This is a genomic window from Promicromonospora sp. NPDC110617, assembly GCF_055598465.1.
The window spans coordinates 1167835-1186566 of sequence record NZ_JBVKBM010000002.1; the positions used below are offsets into that span (position 1 = coordinate 1167835).

Sequence of the window (18732 nt, forward strand, 5' to 3'; positions counted from 1 at the left end):
GAACGCGAATCACCATGACCGAAATATCGGGTGAATTCAAGGATATCCGGTATGTTTCGCACCATGATCGCGCCAGGCTCCGGGGCAGCCCCGCAGATCCACCCGCTCGAGCCCGGCGACCCGCAGGAGCTGGGCGGATACCAGCTTCTCGGCCGCATCGGAGCCGGCGGCATGGGGGCCGTCTATCTCGCGGAGACCCGTACCGGCCGCAAGCTCGCCCTCAAGGCGATCCTGCGGGAACACGTCCAGGACCCGGAGTTCCGCACGCGGTTCCGCCGGGAGGCGGCCGCCGCGATGAAGGTGCGCGGCCGGTTCCTGGCCACCCTCATCGACGCCGACCCGGACGGCGACCAGCCGTGGCTCGCGGTCGAGTACGTGGAGGGGCCGTCCCTGACCGCCGTCGTCCGGAACCAGGGACCGCTGCCCGAACCCGACGTGCGCCGCATGCTCGCCGGCGTGGCCGAGGCGCTGCGGGCCGTGCACCAGGTCGGCATCGTGCACCGCGACCTCAAGCCGTCCAACATCCTGCTCGCCCAGGACGGCCCGTTCGTCATCGACTTCGGCATCGCCCAGGGGTCCGACTCGACGTCGCTGACCCGCACCGGCCTCAAGGTCGGCACGCCCGCCTTCATGGCGCCCGAACAGGTGCGTGGCAGCCTGGCGACACCGGCCGCCGACGTCTGGGCGCTGGGCGCCGTCGCGCTCTACGCCGCGACCGGCCAGCGCGCGTTCGGCGAGGGCGACACCACCGTCGTCTACTACCGCGTGGTCCACGAGGAGCCGGACCTGAGCGGGTGCCCGGAGTGGCTGCTCCCGCTCGTCCAGGCCTGCCTGGCCAAGGACCCCGAGGCCCGGCCCGGGTTGCCGGAGGTGCTCGACTTCCTGAACGAGGTGCCGGCGGACGGGCGGACCGGCGCCGCGAAGATCCTCGTGGCCGGGGCGGCGGGGACGGCCGGGGCCGCGAGAGCCGCCGGGGCCGCAGGCACGGGCACCGGCACCGGCACCGGCACGGAGGGCGACGACGCGACCGCGCTGCGCGACGACGGGACGGTGGTCCGGGTGGGCGGCTCGATGCCGGGGTCGGCGTCGGCGTCGGCGTCGGACCTGGGGGCCGAATCGGCACCGGAACCCGAGCCGGAGGCGCCCCGACGCGGCCTGCTGACCCGGCCGACCACCTGGCTCGTCGCGGCGGCCGCCGTGGTGATCCTCGGGGGCGGCACGACGGCGGCCGTGCTCGGGCTGCGATCGGGAGAGGCGGACGCCGCCCCGTCGGGGACGCCGTCCGCGGCGGCATCCGGACCGGCCTCGGAGCCGACCACGGACTCCGGCGAGCCGTCCCCCTCGGCGCCCCCGGCGGCGCCGTCGGTCATCGACGAGTGCCTCGTGGGCCGCTGGGAGCAGACGGACCTGACGACGGAGATCTCGGCCCAGGGTGAGACCTACCCGACCACGGGGTGGACCGGGCGCGTGGTGGAGTTCCGCCCCGACGGGACCCAGGTCGTGGAGTTCGACGACGCCGAGCCGCTCCGCGCGGACCTGCCCGCCGGGGAGTACGTCGAGACCTGGACCGGCACGGCCACGTACACGGTCTCCACGAAGGGCGGCACGCTCACCTTCGAGACGGTCGACTTCCAGGACACCGAGGTCACCCGGAAGCTCGGCGAGAACGGGGACACCTACGAGCCCGAGGGCCTGTCCCAGCCGCTGGAGTACACCTGCGACGCCACGACCCACACGCAGTGGACGACAGGCTTCGAGGCAACCTTCACCCGCCTCGACTAACCCGAACCAAACCTGTTGAGTGCTGGGTATCTGCGGGTTTCCGGCCGGAAATCCCGCAGATACCCAGCACTCAACGGCCAGGGTGGGGCGGTTGGGTCAGGACGCCGCGCGCTCCGCGCGGTTGACGGCCGAGACGATCGCCTTCAGCGACGACAGGGTGATCGACGGGTCGATGCCGACGCCCCACAGGACGTCGTCGCCCACCGCGCACTCGACGTACGCCGCCGCGCTGGCGTCGCCGCCCTCGGACAGGGCGTGCTCCGTGTAGTCGAGCACGCGTACGTCCACGCCGACCTGCGCGATCGCGTTCACGAACGCGTCGATCGGGCCGTTGCCCGTGCCGGTCAGGGTCAGCTCCTTGCCCCGGTCGGTCACGTCCACCTCGAGCGTGTCCTGCGCACCCTCGGCCGAGACGGCACGGGTGCCGCGCAGCGTGAGCCGGCCCCAGTGCTCCAGGCCGGACGCCGCGTTCTCCTCGACCGGCAGGTACTCGTCGGTGAAGATGCGCCAGATGTCCGCGCCGGTCACCTCGGTGCCCTGCTCGTCGGTCACCTTCTGCACGGCGTGCGAGAACTCGATCTGCAGGCGGCGCGGCAGGTCCAGGTTGTGCTCGCTCTTGAGCAGGTAGGACACGCCGCCCTTGCCCGACTGCGAGTTCACGCGGATCACGGCCTCGTAGGACCGCCCGACGTCGCGCGGGTCGATCGGCAGGTACGGCACGCCCCAGTCCAGGTCGTCGACGCCCACGCCGGCGGCCTCGGCCCGCCCGGCCATGTGCTCGAAGCCCTTCTTGATGGCGTCCTGGTGCGAGCCCGAGAACGCCGTGAACACCAGGTCGCCCACGTAGGGGTGCCGCTCGTGCACCGGCATCTGGTTGCAGTGCTCGACCGTGCGGCGGATGCCGTCGATGTCGCTGAAGTCGATCTGCGGGTCGATCCCCTGCGAGAACAGGTTCATGCCCAGGGTCACCAGGTCGACGTTGCCGGTGCGCTCGCCGTTGCCGAACAGGCAGCCCTCGATGCGGTCCGCACCGGCCAGGTAGCCCAGCTCGGCGGCCGCGACGGCCGTGCCGCGGTCGTTGTGCGGGTGGAGCGACAGGATGACGTTCTCGCGGTGGGCCAGGTGCCGGCTCATCCACTCGATGGAGTCCGCGTACACGTTGGGGGTGGCCATCTCGACGGTCGCGGGCAGGTTGATGATGACCTTGCGCTCCGGCGTCGGCTCGAAGACCTCGATGACCTCGTTGCAGATGCGGACCGCGAACTCCAGCTCGGTGCCGGTGTACGACTCCGGGGAGTACTCGTAGTAGATCCGCGTGCCCGGGACGGTCTCCTCCAGCTTGCGGCACAGCTTCGCGCCGTCGAGCGCGATGTCCACGATGCCGTCCTGGTCGGAGCGGAACACGACCTCGCGCTGCAGCACGGACGTCGAGTTGTACAGGTGCACGATCGCCTGCTTGGCACCCGTGATCGACTCGTAGGTGCGCTCGATGAGGTGGGCCCGGGCCTGGGTCAGCACCTGGATCACCACGTCGTCGGGGATCCGGTTCTCGTCGATCAGCTTGCGCACGAAGTCGTAGTCGGTCTGGCTCGCGGACGGGAAACCGACCTCGATCTCCTTGTAGCCCATCTTGACCAGCAGCTCGAACATGCGCAGCTTGCGCTCCGCGTCCATCGGCTCGATCAGGGCCTGGTTGCCGTCGCGCAGGTCCACCGCGCACCAGCGCGGGGCCTTCTCGATGCGCTTGCCCGGCCAGGTGCGGTCGGGCAGCTCGAGGCTGATCTGCTCGTGGAAGGGCCGGTACTTCTGGGTCGGCATGCCCGACGTCTGCTGCGGGTTGTCCTCGATGATCCCGCCTGCTGCGCCGTGCACGGTCGTCTCGTGAACTCCGCCGGGGGTGGTGGCGGTGATGCTGTTCTCCATCATCTGTCCTTCGCTCGGTGAGGTTGGCCGGCACACCAAGCCTCCGCGACGAGGGACCGGCCTGTCTAGGCCTCGTCGCGGCAGCGAAGGAGAAGGATCACCGTCAGGCGCACGTCGTCACTGTACCCCCGCTACCACGGAGGAACGCCAACCACGCCCACGATCCGGACCTGACCCCGCTTGCAGGAGCGGCACCCCGCGCACACGTGTCAGACGTACAGGTCACCGGAGTGACCTGTACGTCCGACACGTCGGGGGGTCAGCGGCGGCTGCGCAGCGCGGCGTCGACCTGGGGGTCGCCCAGGGCGCCCAGCCAGTCCAGCAGCGCCGGGTACGTCGACGGGTTCGCCGCGACCTGCGGGCGCAGGTGCGGCGCCTCCTGGACGATCTTCGCCAGGTCCGCGAGCGGGGTGGCCGGGTCGAGCGCAACGGCGGGGGTCCACCGGCCGCCCACGGGCGGCAGCACCGCGGTGTGTCCCGACTCGGAGCCGTAGTCCGACGACGCGGCGCCGGCGCCCTGCCCGGAGACGACACGGCGCGTGGTGTGCTCCTCGACCTCGCCGGTCGAGCCCTGCACCGCCGAGCCCTGCGCGGGCGCGGCCTGCTGGCCGTTGCCCACCGGCCGGATGCGCGCGGTCGGCTGGGCGGTCGGGTGCGCGCCCGACGTCGGCTGCGCGGCCACCGGCGTGGCGCCGGAGCGGACAGGGGGCATGGTCGCGGTGGCGTCGACCGGCGCGGCCGCCGCCGGCATGTCCTCGACCGTGCGCATCGAGCCGAGCGAGACCTCGCCCGAGCCCGGCTGCGCGGCCTGCACCGGGACCACGCCGCGCTGGCCGGCGGTGGCACCCGCGACGGTCCGCACGGCGCCGGTGGAGGTGACGCGGCGCGGCTCGGCGGGACGCCGCAGCTCGGGGGCGCTGCGCACGGGCTCCTCCGGCAGCGTGGCCGGCGGGGCCTTGTCGCCCTTGGGGCGCGGCGGGGACCAGACGTAGGCCTGGGTGCGGTCGACGTCGGCCTCGCCGCCGATGCCGGCGGTCTGGAAGTGCTCGCGCACGGCCTTGGGCACCATCAGCGCGCTCGCCGCGACGATGGGCAGGGCCAGCGCCATGAGCAGGTCGCCCAGGTTCACGCCCAGACTGGCGCCCGACGTCGCGATGACGACCACGAGGCCCAGCACGCCCGCGACGCACGCGGCGCCGACGGCGGGCACGTGGCCGGTGTTGGGGTCGCGCTGCAGGGAGCGCCGCGCGAACCAGGCGATACCGGCGACGACGGCGCCGAGCACGAGGCGCAGCACCAGCGTGACGCCGGCGCCCGAGCCGACGAAGCCGGGGTCGATGAGCTGCACGAGCGCGGCCAGCGCGCTGCAGACGGCGAGCAGCACGATGACGTCGAACGCCCGGATCGCGACCCGCACCCAGACGCCGGCGGCGTGCTCGGTGCTCTCCTCGGCGTCGGCGGCCGCGGGGTCGCGCCGCACGGCAGGCGAGCCGGCCACGGCAGCGGCGAGCGGGAGCAGCACGAGGCCGAACCGGCTCGGGTCGGTGACGCCGGGCTGCATGGACTCCATGCCGGTCAGCGCGCCGCCGGAGGTGAAGACGAACAGGAGCGCGAGCACGATGCCGACGGCGACGAGCACCAGCCGGGACGGCCGGTCGTGCCGCACGGTGCCGCCCACCAGGAGCCACACCAGGCCGAGCGAGAGCGCGAGCCACACGGGCGCCAGGAGCCGGTCGCCCAGGGTCGCGCCGTCGGCGAACTCGGCGAGCAGCGTGGAGATGACGGCGCCCAGCGCGATGAGCGCACCCACGCCCGCGAGGCCGAAGCGCCAGGCGCGCACCACGGCGGCGTCCTGGTCGACGGGTCCGAGCTCGCTGTCGCGCGGGGTCGCGGCGAGCGCCGCGCCGGCGAGCGCGAGGCCCAGGCCGGTGCCGACGCCCGCGCCGGAGCGCAGGTCGAGCACGAGGTGGACCAGCCCGATCACGGCGAGCGGGAGCCCGGCGATCAGGCGGGCGCGGCGCGTCGAGTGCACGGTCCACGTGACGGGCAGCACGCCGAAGCGCGCGAGGTAGGGCAGGGTCAGCGAGGCGAGCGACAGCGCGACCGCCAGCACGACCTCGACCCGGTCCGCCGAGCGGTCGGTGACGTTCCACGGGAGGGCGAGCGACACGAGCAGGGCGAGCGCGGCGATGGCGTCCCGCACGTAGTCGGCGGCCGCGATGTTCGCGAACGGCCGGACCGCGCCGGAGTCCTCGGCGGCGGTGTCGGTCCCGGCCTCCGGGGCGAGCGTGGCGACGTGCTCGTGACCGAGGCTCTCCGTCGGCGCGCCGTTGGCGTCGTCCGCGACGTCGGCCGAAGTTCTCTCGTCACGCTCCGAAGCGTGCTGGTCCATCATCCGTTCACTCCTCGATAACGCCGCTGGTCGAGACTGGGGAAGTGTGGCTGGCGGCGCTGGGGCCCACCACGTTTCTACCCGTTGGGTACCGGCTCTGTCAGGCCGTGGCACGGCGAGTCCGGTCACACCTGTATTTCTGCGCACGTCCATCACATCTGGTGTGCGTGGGACATCCGCCGTCGGCGACAGCTGGCAGCACACCGAGGTCACAGGAGAACGCAGTGGACCCAGCAGCCGCACCGGCCCCCCGCACCTGCGACGTCTGGCTCGTTCCGGTCCGACGCCGCGAAGCCTGGTCGCGCCTGCTGACCGTACCGGATCGGGAGCAGCTCGTGGGCCTGGACGCACTGGCCACGGACGTCCACCTGACGTCGCGCGCGGCGCAGCGCCTGATCCTGTCCCGGTATCTCGGCGTCGCGCCGGAGGACGTCGTGGTGGAGCGGGCGTGCGACCGGTGCGGCGACCCGCAGCACGGCCGGCCGCACGTCGCGGGAGCAGCCCTGGACTACTCGGTGTCGCACACGCGCGCCTGGGTGCTGGTGGCCGTGGTGGGCGAGGGTCGGGTGGGCGCGAACCTCGACGCCCGGCCCGCGGACCGGGACCTCGACGACCTCGCGGCCGCCGCGCTCACCCGGGCCGAGCACCATGCCTGGCGCCGCCTCCCGGCCCGCGACCGCGCGGACGCGCTGCTTGCGTCGTGGACGCGCAAGGAGGCGACGACGAAGCTCACGGGGCACGGCCTGGCGATCCCCCTGCGGGACCTCGACGTGACCGGGCCCCGCCCGAGCCTGGTGACGGCCGACCCGTCGGTGCGGCTCCCCCACCCCCGGCCGTACCTGACGCACGTGCCGGCGCCGCCGGGGTACAGCGCGGCGCTGGCGACGACCACGCACGTGGACCAGGTGCGGCACCTGCGGCTCCCCGACGAGATCCCCGACGCCGCCGCCACGACCCGCCGCCTGGCAGGGGCGGCGGCGCCGGGCCGATACTGACGTCGGTTCACCAGGCGGACGGCGACCGCGACCGGAGCCGATACGGTCGCCTCCGGCCTGTTGACTTCCGGACAGCAACGGACGGGCGTCAGATGCCCAGCTGGTAGGCGCCCCAGTAGGCGAGGGTGACCAGCAGCGCCGCGGCGCCCAGGACGGTGACCCAGAAGCCCGTCGAGACCATGGCGACCGCGACGCGGTGGGGACGGTGCGGCTCCGGCCGGGCGGCGTCCGGACCCGGGTCGGCGCGCGCCGTGTCCGCCGGACCCCGGTCGGCCACCGACATCCTCAGGTCGCGCACGCGGTTCAGCAGCAGCGCGGCGGCGACGACGGCGACCAGGCCCAGCAGCCGCACCGCGATCCAGCCGCCCTGCACCACCAGGGCGTTCTTCTCGTAGTCCAGGGCCAGCCGGGCGACGGCCCCGAGGTACGCGGCCAGGCCGAGCATCGTCGCCACGGCCCCGACGCCCATACCGGTCAAGGGCGCACGGAGCCCCCGCGCGAGACGGACGCCCGGGCGACCGGACCGCCGTCGGGCCACCCGGCCCGCGACGGCCACGCCGCCCAGCAGGAGCGGACCCACGACCAGGAGCCCGCCGGCGGTCACGACCACCCCGACCAGCCAGTCGCCGTCGCCGTACCAGTGCGGCTGCGGCACGGGCGCCGCGAGGTAGAGCTGCTCGGGCTGCGCGCCGGCGACCTGCGGCGGGGCGGACGCCGTGGCCGGCAGCCCCAGCACCCAGTCGGCGACGTCGCGCGCGAAGTCGGGGTGCAGCACCAGCCCGCCGGGCGTCTCGACGTTGATGCCGTGGTTGGCACGCTCGTAGAACCGCACCGTCACGTCGTCGGCGTCGGCCAGGAGCTCCCGCGTGCCCTGCTCCAGCGGCATCGAGGCGTCGTTGGTGCCGAAGACCGCGAGGATCGGGTCCTCCTGCTCCCGCAGCCAGGGGCGGACGTCGAAGTCGGCGTACTCGAACCCGCCGCCCGGCACCTTCATGCCCACCGCGCGCGGGATCGCCCGGAACACCCCGCCCGGCACGTCGGTGTTGCGCAGGTAGTTGTCGACGGCGTAGGCGGCCTGCTGCCGCGGCGGCACCACCGGCGCCGAGACCAGGATCTGGAACGCGAGCCGCGGGTCGTCCACCATCATGACCGGCGACACCCACGCGCCCTCCGACTCGGCGTACAGGCCGACGTCGTCCGGGTCCACGCCCGGGACCTCCCGCAGGAACCGCACCGACCAGGCGTAGTCGCGCGCCATCTGCTCGTAGTCGCGGTGCCGGGTCGAGTAGTTGTCGAGCCGCTTGTCGGGCACCAGCGTGGTGATCCCCGCGCTCGCGAGCGCGGTCGCGGCCAGCGTGAACGCGTCCGTGGCCTTGCCCGTGCCCGCGCCGTGCACGAACACGATCCCGGGACGGCCGACGTCCTCGTCGGCGTCGACTCCCCCTGCGTCGCCGGTCCCCACCGGCTCGCGCAGGAGCCCGCCCACCTCCCGGCCGTCGGCCAGCGGGATCGTCACCGCGGTCTCGCGGACCTCGAAGTCGCCGGGCTCCCCGGCGTCGGGGTCGGCACCCCCGATCGCCGTCGAGGAGGTGGTCAGGTGCAGGTGCTCGGTCACCGGTTCCGGCTCCCAGGCGGGGCCCGCGACGGCACCCGTGACGGCCAGCGCGACCAGGATCGCGGCGGAGGTGGCGACGGTCCGAAAGAACACCTTCGGATGCTACGCCCGGCGCCCCGTTCGCTCGATCCGGAACGGGCCGCGAGCAGGCGGATCACCCGGACGCGGGGCCCCTCACACCGGCGGGCGCGAGTCCAGCATCTCCTGCGTGTCCCACGTCAGCTCCCCCGACCGCAGGTCGGCGACCACGCCCCGCACCCAGTCCAGCTCCGCGCGCGTGGCGACGAGCAGGTGCTCGTGCTCCAGCAGCAGCACGCGCGGCAGGCCCCACTCCTGCGCGTCGGCGGCCTCGCGCTCGGCCTCGGCCAGCGTGGCCTCCAGCGCCGCCGCGCGTTCCGTGAGCCGGTCGCGCACGAGGTCGGGCCCGGTGATCGCGAGCACGGCCAGCACCGCGCGGAACTCGGGGAACTCACGCGCGGGCGTCGCGAGCGCCGCGTCCATCCAGCGGCGCAGGGCGGCGGAACCGTCGGGGGTCAGGGCGTAGACGATCCGGGCCGGGCCGGCGTCGGCCGCCAGCTTCTCGTGCACCCCGATGAGGCCGTCGCGCAGCAGGCGCTCGATGGACTGGTAGACGCTGTTGCTGCGCGCCACGTTGACGACGTCGTCCTTGCGCCGCGTCTTGATCAGCCGCTGCATGCGGTAGGCGTGCATCGGCTCCTCGGCGAGCAGCGCGAGCAGCACCATGGCGAGCGGGGAGCGCGGCCGGGAGTCCTGGGTCACGGCGCCCAGCCTAGGCGGACGGGTCGCGGCTGCTCGTCGGCGGAACATCTTGCCATCTTATGGTTAGCCATTTTATGGTGAGTGCATGAGCGCGATCATCATCGGAGCGGGCATCACCGGACCCGTGACCGCCATGGCCCTGCAGAAGGCGGGCATCGACGCCGAGATCCACGAGGCCTACGACCGCACCGCGGACGGCGTCGGCGCCTACCTCACCCTGGCACCCAACGGGCTGGCCGCCCTCCGGGTGCTGGGCATCGACCACCGTGACCTCGGTGGTTTCGACACGCCCGCGCTGGAGCTGCGCGGGTCGAACGGGCGGCTCCTGGCCCACCTCGGCATGGGCCGGGACGCCGACGCGGGCACGGTCAGCCAGACCGTCCGCCGGTCCGACCTCTACGTCCGGCTGCGCGACGAGGCGGTGCGCCGCGGCATCCCGATCCACTACGGCAGGCAGCTCGTCGACGCCGCGGCGGTCGGGGGCGTCGACGCCGCGGCGCCGGACGCGGGCGGCGTCGTCGCCACCTTCGCCGACGGCACCACCGCCGAGGGCGACCTGCTGGTCGGGGCCGACGGCCTGCACTCCCGCACCCGGGCGATCCTCGACCCGGCCTGCCCGCCGCCCCGCTACACCGGGCTGCTCAACACGGGCGGCTACGCCGCGGGCGTCTCGGTGGACGGCCCCGTGGGCGTGTTCACCATGATCTTCGGCCGACGGGCCTTCTTCGCCTACGCGAACCGCGGCCCCGGCGACGTCTGGTGGTTCGCGAACGTGCCGCGCGCCCGGGCCGCCACCGACGGCGAGCTCGCCACCTGGACCCCGGAGCGGTGGCGCGCGGAGCTGGTGCGCCTCTTCGCCGACGACGCCGGCCCCGCGCTGCGGATCCTCGCCGCCACCCCGGAGATCATCGCGCCGTGGAACACGCTCGACCTGCCGAGCGTGCCCGTGTGGCACCGCGGGCCGATCGGGCTCGTGGGCGACGCCGCGCACGGCATCTCGCCGACGTCCGGCCAGGGCGCCTCGCTCGCGATCGAGGACGGCGTGCTGCTCGCCCGGTTCCTGCGCGACCACGGCGACCCGACCAGCGCGTTCGCGGCCTTCGAGGCGGCGCGCCGGACGCGGGTGGAGCGGCTCATCGCGCAGGCGAAGCGCACCTCGAACCAGAAGATCCCGAACCCGCTGACCCGGGTGCTGCGCGACCGGGTGATCCTGCCGCTCGTGAGCCGCGCCGCGGCCCGCACCACCAACGACTGGGTCACGGACTACCGCATCGACTGGGACGCCCCGGCCGACCGCCTCCCGGCGTGACCTCGTCGCCGACCCCGCCACCCCGCCGTCCGCCCGCGACGCGTCCGCCCGACCCCCGTTGCCGACCCCCGGCGTCCGCCCGACCCCCGTTGCCGACCCCTGGCGTCCGCCCGATCATCTTTGAGGCCCGGGTTTCTCTCCTTTCAGCTGGCCGAAAGGAGAGAAACCCGGGCCTCAAAGAAGACCAGCAGCTCAGGTCAGGCCAGCAGCTCAGGTCAGGCCCGCGGCTGTCAGGCCGGAGTGCCGTCAGGCCGGGGTGCCGTGGCGGCCCGCGCCCGCGGCGAAGTCGGCCGCACCCGCGTAGGCGTCCGCCGACAGGGAGCGGGCGCCGTGCGTCCACTCCTGGGCCAGCGCGTCGGCCTCGCCCAGGCCCCACTGGTCCAGCACGGAGGCGCGGTCCTCACGCAGGCAGACCTGCGGGAACGCCGCGAGCGACGCGGCCAGCGCCACGGCCGCCGACACCGCCTGCCCTGCCGGCACCACCCGGTTGGCCAGGCCGATGCGCAGCGCCTCGTCCGCGTCGACGGACCGCCCCGTCAGGATCATGTCCATCGCGTGCGACTGCCCGATCAGCCGGGGCAGCCGCACGGTGCCGCCGTCGATCAGGGGCACGCCCCAGCGGCGGCAGTAGACGCCGAAGACCGCGGTCTCGTCGGCGACCCGCAGGTCGGCCCAGGCCGCCAGCTCCAGCCCGCCCGCGACGGCGTGCCCGGACACGGCGGCGATCACGGGCTTGCTCAGCCGCAGCCGGGTGGGGCCCATGGGCCCGTCGCCGTCGGGCGCGGCGCGGTTGCCGCCCGGGGTGCCGAGCGCCTTGAGGTCGGCGCCGGAGCAGAACGTGCCGCCTGTGCCGTACAGCACGGCGGCGGTCGCGGCGTCGTCGGCGTCGAAGGCCCGGAACGCGGCGGCGAGCGCCGTCGCGGTGGGGCCGTCGACGGCGTTGCGCCGCTCGGGCCGGTCGATGCCGATCAGGGTGACGCTGCCCTCGCGGGTGACCAGGACGCTCACCGGCGGCCCTCCCACAGGGGCTCGCGCAGCGCGCGGCGCAGCACCTTGCCCACGGGCGACAGCGGCACCGAGTCGACGGCGCGCACGCTCTTGGGCACCTTGTACCCCGCGAGCTTGTCGCGCACCGCGGCCTGGAGCGCAGCCTCGTCCACGGCGGCGCCCGGCGCGGGCACGACGAACGCGGTGACGGCCTCGACCCAGGTGTCGTCGGGCGCGCCGACGACGACGGCCTGCGCCACCGACGGCTGGGCCAGCAGCACGTCCTCGACCTCGCGCGGGTAGACGTTGTAGCCGCCGGTGATGATCATGTCGCTGCGCCGGTCCACGAGGTAGAGGTAGCCGCGCTCGTCCACGCGGGCCATGTCGCGGGTGCGCAGCCAGCCGTCGCCGGCGAACATCTCGGCGTTCAGCTCGGGCGCGGCGTGGTAGCCGGCCATGGTGAACGGCGCGCGGACCCGGATCTCCCCGATCTCGCCGGGCGCGACCGGGGTGCCGGCGTCGTCGGTGACGAGGATCTGGGCGTCGAGCGCGGGCTGGCCGCAGGAACCCAGCAGGGACGCGTCGGCGTGGTCGGCGGCGTCGAGCACCGTGAGGCACAGCGGTGCCTCGGTCTGGCCGTAGTACTGCGCGAACCGGGGTCCCCACACCTCCATCGCCTGCTCGATCACGGGGCGCGGCATCGGGCTGGCGCCGTAGATGGCGGTGCGCAGGGAGGACACGTCGGCACCGTCGGCGACGCCGGACGAGAGCAGCATCCCGATCATCGTGGGCACCAGGTTGATCTCCGTGGCGCGGTACCGGGCGATCGCGTCGACGTAGCCCTGGGGCTCGAAGCCGGACAGCACGACCGACTCCCCGCCGCGCAGCCAGTAGGGCAGCACGAACGTGCCGCTGGCGTGGATCAGGCTGGCCGCGTGCAGCATCACCGAGTCGCGCGCGGGGCTGACCAGGTTGGTCAGGATGTTCGCGACGATCGCGGCATAGCTGGCCTGGGTGTGCTCGACCGCCTTGAGCGTCCCGGTGGTGCCCGACGTGTACAGCAGCAGGATCGGGTCCTGCGGGTGCGCGGGCAGGTTCGGGTCGGCGGACGAGACGTCCTGCATCGCCACCAGCAGGTCCGGGCCGCCGACGGCGCCGGGCGCGCCCAGGCCCAGCGTCGTCAGGCCGTGCGCCTCGGCGAGCTCGCCCGCCCGCTCGGCCAGGGCGGCGTCGTGCACCAGGAGGCGCACCTCCGTCTCCTGGAGCATGCGGCCCTGCTCGGTGGCGGACAGCCGGGCGTTGAGCGGTACCCGCGTGACCCCCGCCTTGAGACAGGCGAAGTCCATGGCGATGGACCACAGCCCGTTGCCCATCAGCAGCGCCACGCGCGCGCCCGGCTCGGCGCCGTGGGCGTGCAGCACCCGCGCCATGGCGTTCGCCGCGGCGTCCACCTGCGCATACGTCAGGGACTCGGCACCGAAGCGGACGGCGGTGCGCGGCCCGAACCGGGCGGCGCCGCGGCGGACCAGGTCAACGGTGAGCATGCTCTTCCTCCACGGCAGATGTCCGGTAAGTACGTTTCGTGACCGTACTACCGGGTCCGCGCGGCGCGGAAGGGTGCGTCGACTACGTCACACCGCGGGCGCTCCCTCAGCGCACCACGTAGATCTCGGTGCCGGACGACCGCGCCCGCTGGTACCGGACGGGCAACGCCTGCGGGTGCCGCACCCAGGGCGACGGGACCCAGGCGAGATCGTGGTCCTCGACCGCGAGCTCCAGGTCGAGCTCGGTCAGCAGCCGGTTGATCGCGACGCGCGCGATGATCCGCGCCTGCCGCGACGCGGGGCACCGGTGCGGCCCCACGCCCCAGGCGAGGTGTGCCCGGTTGCCCACCTCGTCCCACATGTTCCCGGTGTGCACCAGCGGGTCCTGGTTGGCGGCGGCGACCGCCATGATCAGGGCATCGCCCTTGCGGATCAGCTTGCCGTCGATCTCCAGGTCGTTCATCGCGTACCGGGGCAGCGGCGGGTTCGCGGCGGGCGCCTCGCGCCAGAGCACCTCGTCCAGGGCGTCGTCCAGGGCGATCCGGCCGCCGGTCCAGCGCGCCGCGAACCGCTGGTCGGTGAGCAGGAGCCGCAGGGTCAGCGCGATCCACGCCGTGAGGAACTCGCTGGCGGCGATCAGCGGCACCGACATCGAGTCCGCGATCTCGCGGTCGTCGTGGAAGCTCGGGTGCCGCACGAACGACGACGTCAGGTCCGACCCCGCCGTCTCCTTCCGGGCCCGGACGTGCGCCATGAGGTTGCGGCCCATCCGGTCGCGCGCCTGCGCCGCCTCCCCCGTGTGGTCCATGATGTGCGCCGAGTCGGCCATCATCTGGTTCGCCGTGTCGTGGTCGAAGCCGAACAGCGCCGTCACCGCGAGGAAGCCCACCTTCTTGGCCCAGTCCTGGACCAGGTCGGCCTCGCCGCTGCCGCCGAGCTCCTCGACCAGCCGCATGCTGACCTCCTCGACCTGCGCCACCACCAGCTTCTCCGGCAGCGCCTCCAGCCCGTCGTCCAGAGGCTGGCGCAGGCGACGACGCCGCTCGCCGTCGTGGTGGTAGGAGGAGTTGCGCGGCTCCCGGGGCGAGATGCCGAGCAGCGCCGAACGCTCCGACAGCAGCCCGTCGTAGTGCCAGCGCCAGTTGCGCGGGTCCCGGGAGAACTGCGACTCGTTCCGGGTGATCTCGCAGATCTCCGCGTGCCCCATCACCAGCCATGCCGGCACGCCCGGCTCCATGTCCACCGGCGCCACGACGCCCCATCTGGCCCGCAGGACGTCGTAGATCTCCTGCGAGTCCGCGCCTCCGGTGGTTGCCGACAAGGGGGTGAGCCCGGTCAGGCTCGTGAGCTCGACGGGGGGCGTTCGAGCGACCACTCTCTCCATCCCGCAATCACAGCACAGTGTCCGTATTGCCCGTAATCCTGGCTGCGATATTCGAGACCGAGTTGCACCGGGTACGCCGGTGCACCGCAGGTCAGAAGCCCAGCCGGCGCAGCTGCTTGGGGTCGCGCTGCCAGTCCTTCGCGACCTTGACGTGCAGGTCGAGGTAGACGCGCTGGCCCAGCAGCTTCTCGATGCCCTGCCGGGCCTCGGTGCCGACCGACCGGAGCCGGGACCCGCCGCGCCCGATGATGATCGCCTTCTGCGAGTCGCGCTCCACGAACAGGTTGACGCGCACGTCCAGGAGGGGCGGGCGACCCTTGGCCGGGTCGCCCGAACCCTCGCGCTCGACGATCTCCTCGACGACCACCGCGAGGGAGTGCGGCAGCTCGTCGCGCACGCCCTCCAGGGCGGCCTCCCGCACCAGCTCGGCCACCATGACGGCCTCGGGCTCGTCGGTCAGCTCGCCGTCCGGGTACAGCTCGGGGCCCTCGGGCAGGTGGGAGACGAGGACAGCCTCGAGCTCCTCCACCTGGTAGCCGTCCTTGGCGGAGACGGGCACGATGTCGGCCCACTCGCGGTCCACGGACCGCGCGAGCTGGTCGACGGCGATGAGGTGCTCCATCAGGTCGGCGCGCGGCACCAGGTCGGCCTTGGTCACGACGGCGACGACGGGCACGGCCCGGCGGCCCGTCATCAGCTCGGCGAGCTGCGCCGCGATGTAGCGGTCACCCGGCCCCACCTTCTGGTCCGCGGGCAGGCAGAACGCGATGACGTCCACCTCGGACAGCGTGTCGCGGACCAGGTCGTTGAGCCGCTCCCCCAGCAGGGTGCGGGGCCGGTGCAGGCCGGGGGTGTCCACCAGCACGAGCTGGGCGTGCGGGCGGTGCACGATCCCGCGGATCGTGTGCCGGGTGGTCTGCGGCCGGGCCGACATGATCGCGACCTTCTGCCCCACCAGCGCATTCGTCAGGGTCGACTTGCCGGCGTTGGGACGCCCCACCAGGCAGGCGAACCCGCTCCGGTGTGCGGCGGTCTGTCGCCCTGCGGGCTGCTCGCTCAAGAGGTCACTTCCTTCTGGTCACGCTTCTGATCACGGTGGTCGTGCTGGTCGAGACCACTGTTGCTGTCTTCCGGCTCGCCCACCGGTTCCGTGCGGTGCACGAGGATCGTCGAGATCTGCTTGCGGCGGCCCTCGACCCGCTCGGCCTCCAGGTGCACGCCGCCGACCTCGACGGAGGCGCCGGCGAGCGGCACCTTGCCGAGGGCCTTGGCGAGCAGCCCGCCGGCGGTGTCCACGTCGTCGTCGTCCAGACGCAGGTCGAACAGGTCGCCGAGCTCGTCCACCGGGAGCCGCGCGGGCACGCGGAGCACGCCGCCGCCCAGGTCCTCGACCTCCTGGACGGGCACCGTGTCGTGCTCGTCGGTGAGCTCGCCGACCACCTCCTCCAGGAGGTCCTCGATGGTCACCAGGCCCGCGACGCCGCCGTACTCGTCGACGACCAGCGCCATGTGGCTGGCCGAGGCCTGCATCTCGCGCAGCAGGTCGTCGATCGGCTTGGACTCCGGCACGAAGACGGCGTCGCGCGCAACGTCCGCGGCCGGGCGCCGGGACGGCTCGGGCGCGGCGCCGCCGTCACCCACGGGCCAGTGCACCGCGGCGACGACGTCCTTCAGGTAGGCGACGCCGACGACGTCGTCCACCGACTCGCCCACGACGGGCACGCGCGAGAAGCCGGACCGCAGGAACAGCCGCAGGACCTTGTCGAGCGAGGTGTCGGCCGTGACGGTCACCATGTCGGTGCGGGGCACCATGACCTCGCGCGTGATGGTGCCGCCCAGCTCGATCACGGAGCGGAGCAGCTCCCGGTCGGACTCCTCGAAGGCGCTGGACTCCCCCACCCGGTCGGCGATGTCGCGCAGCTCCGCCTCGGTGGGCGGCGACGGGTCGTAGTGCGGCACCGAGATGCGGGTGAGCCACGCGACCGCGCGCGAGACGCCGGTCAGGGGGCCCACCAGCGCGAGCAGCACCGCGACGGGCCGGCGGAAGCCGAGTGCACGCGGCGAGACCCGCACGAAGATGACGCCGACCACCACACCCACCACGAGCGCGATGAGCATGACCGGCAGCTCGTTGGGCACCCCCTCGCCCGGGATGGCCTGCTGCACCAGCAGCGTCCCGGCGGCGATGGCGACCACCTCGGACATGACCCGCACGAGCGCGAACGAGGCGACCGTCGCCGGCGGGTCCACGACGAGCGCCTGGGCCCGCCGGATCCGGGCGGCGCGCAGCGGGTCGGGCGACTGCCCCAGCTCAGCCTCCGCGAGCGCCTCGGTGAGGGACGCACGGGTGACGCGCAGGAGCGCGGCCTCGCCGGCGGAGAGCATGCCCGCCAGCGAGAGGCCGACCAGCATGACGAGGGTCAGGAGCAGGACGATCACGCCGGTCACCGGGTCGCGAGGAAGGTCAGGAGAAGCTTGCGCTGCAGGCCGAACATCTCCTTCTCCTCCTCCGGCTCCGCGTGGTCGTAGCCCAGCAGGTGCAGGATCCCGTGCGTGGTCAGGAGCAGCAGCTCCTCGGTCGTGGAGTGGCCGGCGGCCTTGGCCTGGGTGACCGCGACCTCCGGGCACAGCACGATGTCGCCGAGCGTGCCGGCCGGCGTGATGTCGCCGTCACGGCCCGGGCGCAGCTCGTCCATGGGGAAGGAGAGCACGTCCGTGGGGCCGGGCTCGTCCATCCACTGCACGTGCAGGTCGGACATGACGGTGGTGTCGACGAAGATGATCGACAGCTCCGACTGGGGGTGTACCCGCATGGCGTCGATGACGAAGCGGCCGAGCGCGGCGAACTCCGCCTCGTCGACCTCGAACCCCGACTCGTTGTTGACCTCGATGCTCACCTGCGCTGCCTCTTGCTCCCCGGACGGTGGTCCTGCGGCTGGCGGCCCGGACGGCGGTCGTCCGTGAGCACGTCCCACCGCGCGTACGCGTCGATGATGTCGCTGACCAGGCGGTGCCGCACGACGTCGGACGACGTCAGGCGGCAGAACTCGACGTCGTCGACGCCCAGCAGGATGTCCTCCACGACGCGGAGCCCGGAGGTGGTGCCGCCGGGCAGGTCGACCTGCGTGGCGTCGCCGGTGATCACCATCTTGGAGCCGAAGCCGAGACGGGTCAGGAACATCTTCATCTGCTCGGTCGAGGTGTTCTGCGCCTCGTCGAGCACGATGAACGAGTCGTTGAGCGAGCGGCCGCGCATGTAGGCCAGCGGCGCCACCTCGATGGTGCCCGCCTCGATGAGCTTGGGCACCTGCTCGGGGTCGACCATGTCGTGCAGCGCGTCGTACAGCGGGCGCAGGTAGGGGTCGATCTTCTCGGACAGCGTGCCGGGCAGGAACCCGAGGCGCTCCCCCGCCTCGACGGCGGGACGCGTCAGGATGATCCGGTTGACCTGCTTGGCCTGCAGCGCCTGGACGGCCTTGGCCATGGCGAGGTACGTCTTGCCGGTACCGGCCGGGCCGATGCCGAAGGTGATGGTGTTGGTGTCGATCGCGTCCACGTACGCCTTCTGCCCCACCGTCTTGGGCCGGATGGTGCGGCCCCGGTTGGACAGGATGTTGAACGTGAGCACCTCGGCGGGGCGCGACGCCGACGCGTCGCTCAGCATCGCCACGGAACGCTTGACGACCTCGGGCGTGAGCTGGGTGCCCGCCTCGACGACCTCGATCAGCTCGTCGAGCAGCTGGGTGACCAGGGCCACGTCGCCCGCCGGTCCGTTCACCGCTATCTCGTTGCCACGGGCGTGGACGTCGACGCCGGGAAAACCCTCCTCGACGGCCCGCAGCACCGAGTCCCGGCTCCCGAGGAGCGCGACCGTCGGGATGTGGGCCGGGACGACGATCTTGTGCTCGATCCGGGTCTGGGACTGTGTGCTGGGCGTAGTTGTCATGAGCCGGTCCCGCGGGACCGATCCGCTCCTTCACGCGGTAGGGATGACGACAGTGCTCATCCTATCGACCCGTCA

The 18732-nt window shown here is 73.3% G+C and carries 14 protein-coding genes; 3 read left to right on the plus strand and 11 right to left on the minus strand.

Features of this window, described 5'->3' with window-relative positions; genetic code table 11:
- The first annotated feature begins 51 nt into the window (after positions 1-51).
- Positions 52-1782 carry a serine/threonine-protein kinase gene (locus ACZ7LE_RS16015; RefSeq protein ID WP_470404237.1) on the plus strand — a complete coding sequence of 577 codons (1731 nt, stop codon included), beginning with the start codon at positions 52-54 and terminating at the stop codon, positions 1780-1782.
- 96 nt (positions 1783-1878) lie between these two features.
- Here ACZ7LE_RS16015 and leuA read toward each other — a convergent pair whose 3' ends face one another.
- Positions 1879-3708 carry a 2-isopropylmalate synthase gene (gene leuA, locus ACZ7LE_RS16020; protein WP_470404238.1) on the minus strand — a complete coding sequence of 610 codons (1830 nt, stop codon included), beginning with the start codon at positions 3706-3708 and terminating at the stop codon, positions 1879-1881.
- A gap of 256 nt (positions 3709-3964) precedes the next feature.
- Entirely contained in the window at positions 3965-6100 is a 2136-nt protein-coding gene (locus ACZ7LE_RS16025; protein WP_470404239.1) for a DUF7937 domain-containing protein, read from the minus strand.
- A gap of 221 nt (positions 6101-6321) precedes the next feature.
- Between ACZ7LE_RS16025 and ACZ7LE_RS16030 the strand changes: the two genes are divergently transcribed.
- Positions 6322-7092 carry a 4'-phosphopantetheinyl transferase family protein gene (locus ACZ7LE_RS16030; protein ID WP_470404240.1) on the plus strand — a complete coding sequence of 257 codons (771 nt, stop codon included), beginning with the start codon at positions 6322-6324 and terminating at the stop codon, positions 7090-7092.
- Between the two features lie 88 nt (positions 7093-7180).
- On the opposite strand, the gene ACZ7LE_RS16035 is transcribed toward ACZ7LE_RS16030, so the two are convergent.
- On the minus strand, positions 7181-8800 hold the full coding sequence (locus tag ACZ7LE_RS16035; RefSeq protein ID WP_470404241.1) for an alpha/beta hydrolase family protein: 1620 nt from the start codon (positions 8798-8800) through the stop codon (positions 7181-7183).
- A gap of 81 nt (positions 8801-8881) precedes the next feature.
- Positions 8882-9487: a PadR family transcriptional regulator gene (locus ACZ7LE_RS16040; RefSeq protein ID WP_470404242.1), complete on the minus strand. Its 606-nt coding sequence runs from the start codon at positions 9485-9487 to the stop codon at positions 8882-8884.
- Positions 9488-9572: 85 nt separating this feature from the next.
- Between ACZ7LE_RS16040 and ACZ7LE_RS16045 the strand changes: the two genes are divergently transcribed.
- Entirely contained in the window at positions 9573-10796 is a 1224-nt protein-coding gene (locus ACZ7LE_RS16045) for an FAD-dependent oxidoreductase (protein WP_470404243.1), read from the plus strand.
- A gap of 246 nt (positions 10797-11042) precedes the next feature.
- Here the strand turns inward: ACZ7LE_RS16045 and ACZ7LE_RS16050 are convergent, their stop codons facing one another.
- The 7 genes from ACZ7LE_RS16050 to ACZ7LE_RS16080 form a co-directional block, all read right to left on the minus strand.
- Positions 11043-11804 carry a crotonase/enoyl-CoA hydratase family protein gene (locus ACZ7LE_RS16050; protein ID WP_470404244.1) on the minus strand — a complete coding sequence of 254 codons (762 nt, stop codon included), beginning with the start codon at positions 11802-11804 and terminating at the stop codon, positions 11043-11045.
- Entirely contained in the window at positions 11801-13327 is a 1527-nt protein-coding gene (locus ACZ7LE_RS16055) for a class I adenylate-forming enzyme family protein (RefSeq protein WP_470404245.1), read from the minus strand. The genes ACZ7LE_RS16050 and ACZ7LE_RS16055 overlap by 4 nt, the downstream gene beginning before the upstream one ends.
- 106 nt (positions 13328-13433) lie before the next feature.
- Positions 13434-14711 (minus strand): cytochrome P450 family protein, encoded by a 1278-nt coding sequence (locus ACZ7LE_RS16060; protein ID WP_470404246.1) that lies wholly within the window; start codon positions 14709-14711, stop codon positions 13434-13436.
- Positions 14712-14802: 91 nt separating this feature from the next.
- Positions 14803-15771: a GTPase Era gene (gene era / locus ACZ7LE_RS16065; RefSeq protein WP_470404247.1), complete on the minus strand. Its 969-nt coding sequence runs from the start codon at positions 15769-15771 to the stop codon at positions 14803-14805.
- Positions 15768-17159, minus strand: a complete 1392-nt coding sequence (locus ACZ7LE_RS16070; RefSeq protein WP_470404248.1) for a hemolysin family protein — start codon at positions 17157-17159, stop codon at positions 15768-15770. The genes era and ACZ7LE_RS16070 overlap by 4 nt, the downstream gene beginning before the upstream one ends.
- Positions 17156-17608, minus strand: coding sequence for an rRNA maturation RNase YbeY (gene ybeY / locus ACZ7LE_RS16075; protein WP_397398910.1), 453 nt, complete (start codon positions 17606-17608; stop codon positions 17156-17158). The genes ACZ7LE_RS16070 and ybeY overlap by 4 nt, the downstream gene beginning before the upstream one ends.
- On the minus strand, positions 17605-18657 hold the full coding sequence (locus tag ACZ7LE_RS16080) for a PhoH family protein (protein WP_357487385.1): 1053 nt from the start codon (positions 18655-18657) through the stop codon (positions 17605-17607). The genes ybeY and ACZ7LE_RS16080 overlap by 4 nt, the downstream gene beginning before the upstream one ends.
- Positions 18658-18732 lie beyond the last annotated feature (75 nt).

Excerpts from the sequence above, each read along its gene's own strand:
- ACZ7LE_RS16015 (WP_470404237.1), top strand. The coding sequence starts at position 52 with ATGTTTCGCACCATGATCGCGCCAGGCTCCGGGGCAGCCCCGCAGATC.
- leuA (WP_470404238.1), bottom strand. The coding sequence starts at position 3,708 with ATGATGGAGAACAGCATCACCGCCACCACCCCCGGCGGAGTTCACGAG.
- ACZ7LE_RS16025 (WP_470404239.1), bottom strand. The coding sequence starts at position 6,100 with ATGATGGACCAGCACGCTTCGGAGCGTGACGAGAGAACTTCGGCCGAC.
- ACZ7LE_RS16045 (WP_470404243.1), top strand. The coding sequence starts at position 9,573 with ATGAGCGCGATCATCATCGGAGCGGGCATCACCGGACCCGTGACCGCC.
- ACZ7LE_RS16055 (WP_470404245.1), bottom strand. The coding sequence starts at position 13,327 with ATGCTCACCGTTGACCTGGTCCGCCGCGGCGCCGCCCGGTTCGGGCCG.
- ACZ7LE_RS16060 (WP_470404246.1), bottom strand. The coding sequence starts at position 14,711 with ATGGAGAGAGTGGTCGCTCGAACGCCCCCCGTCGAGCTCACGAGCCTG.
- ACZ7LE_RS16080 (WP_357487385.1), bottom strand. The coding sequence starts at position 18,657 with ATGACAACTACGCCCAGCACACAGTCCCAGACCCGGATCGAGCACAAG.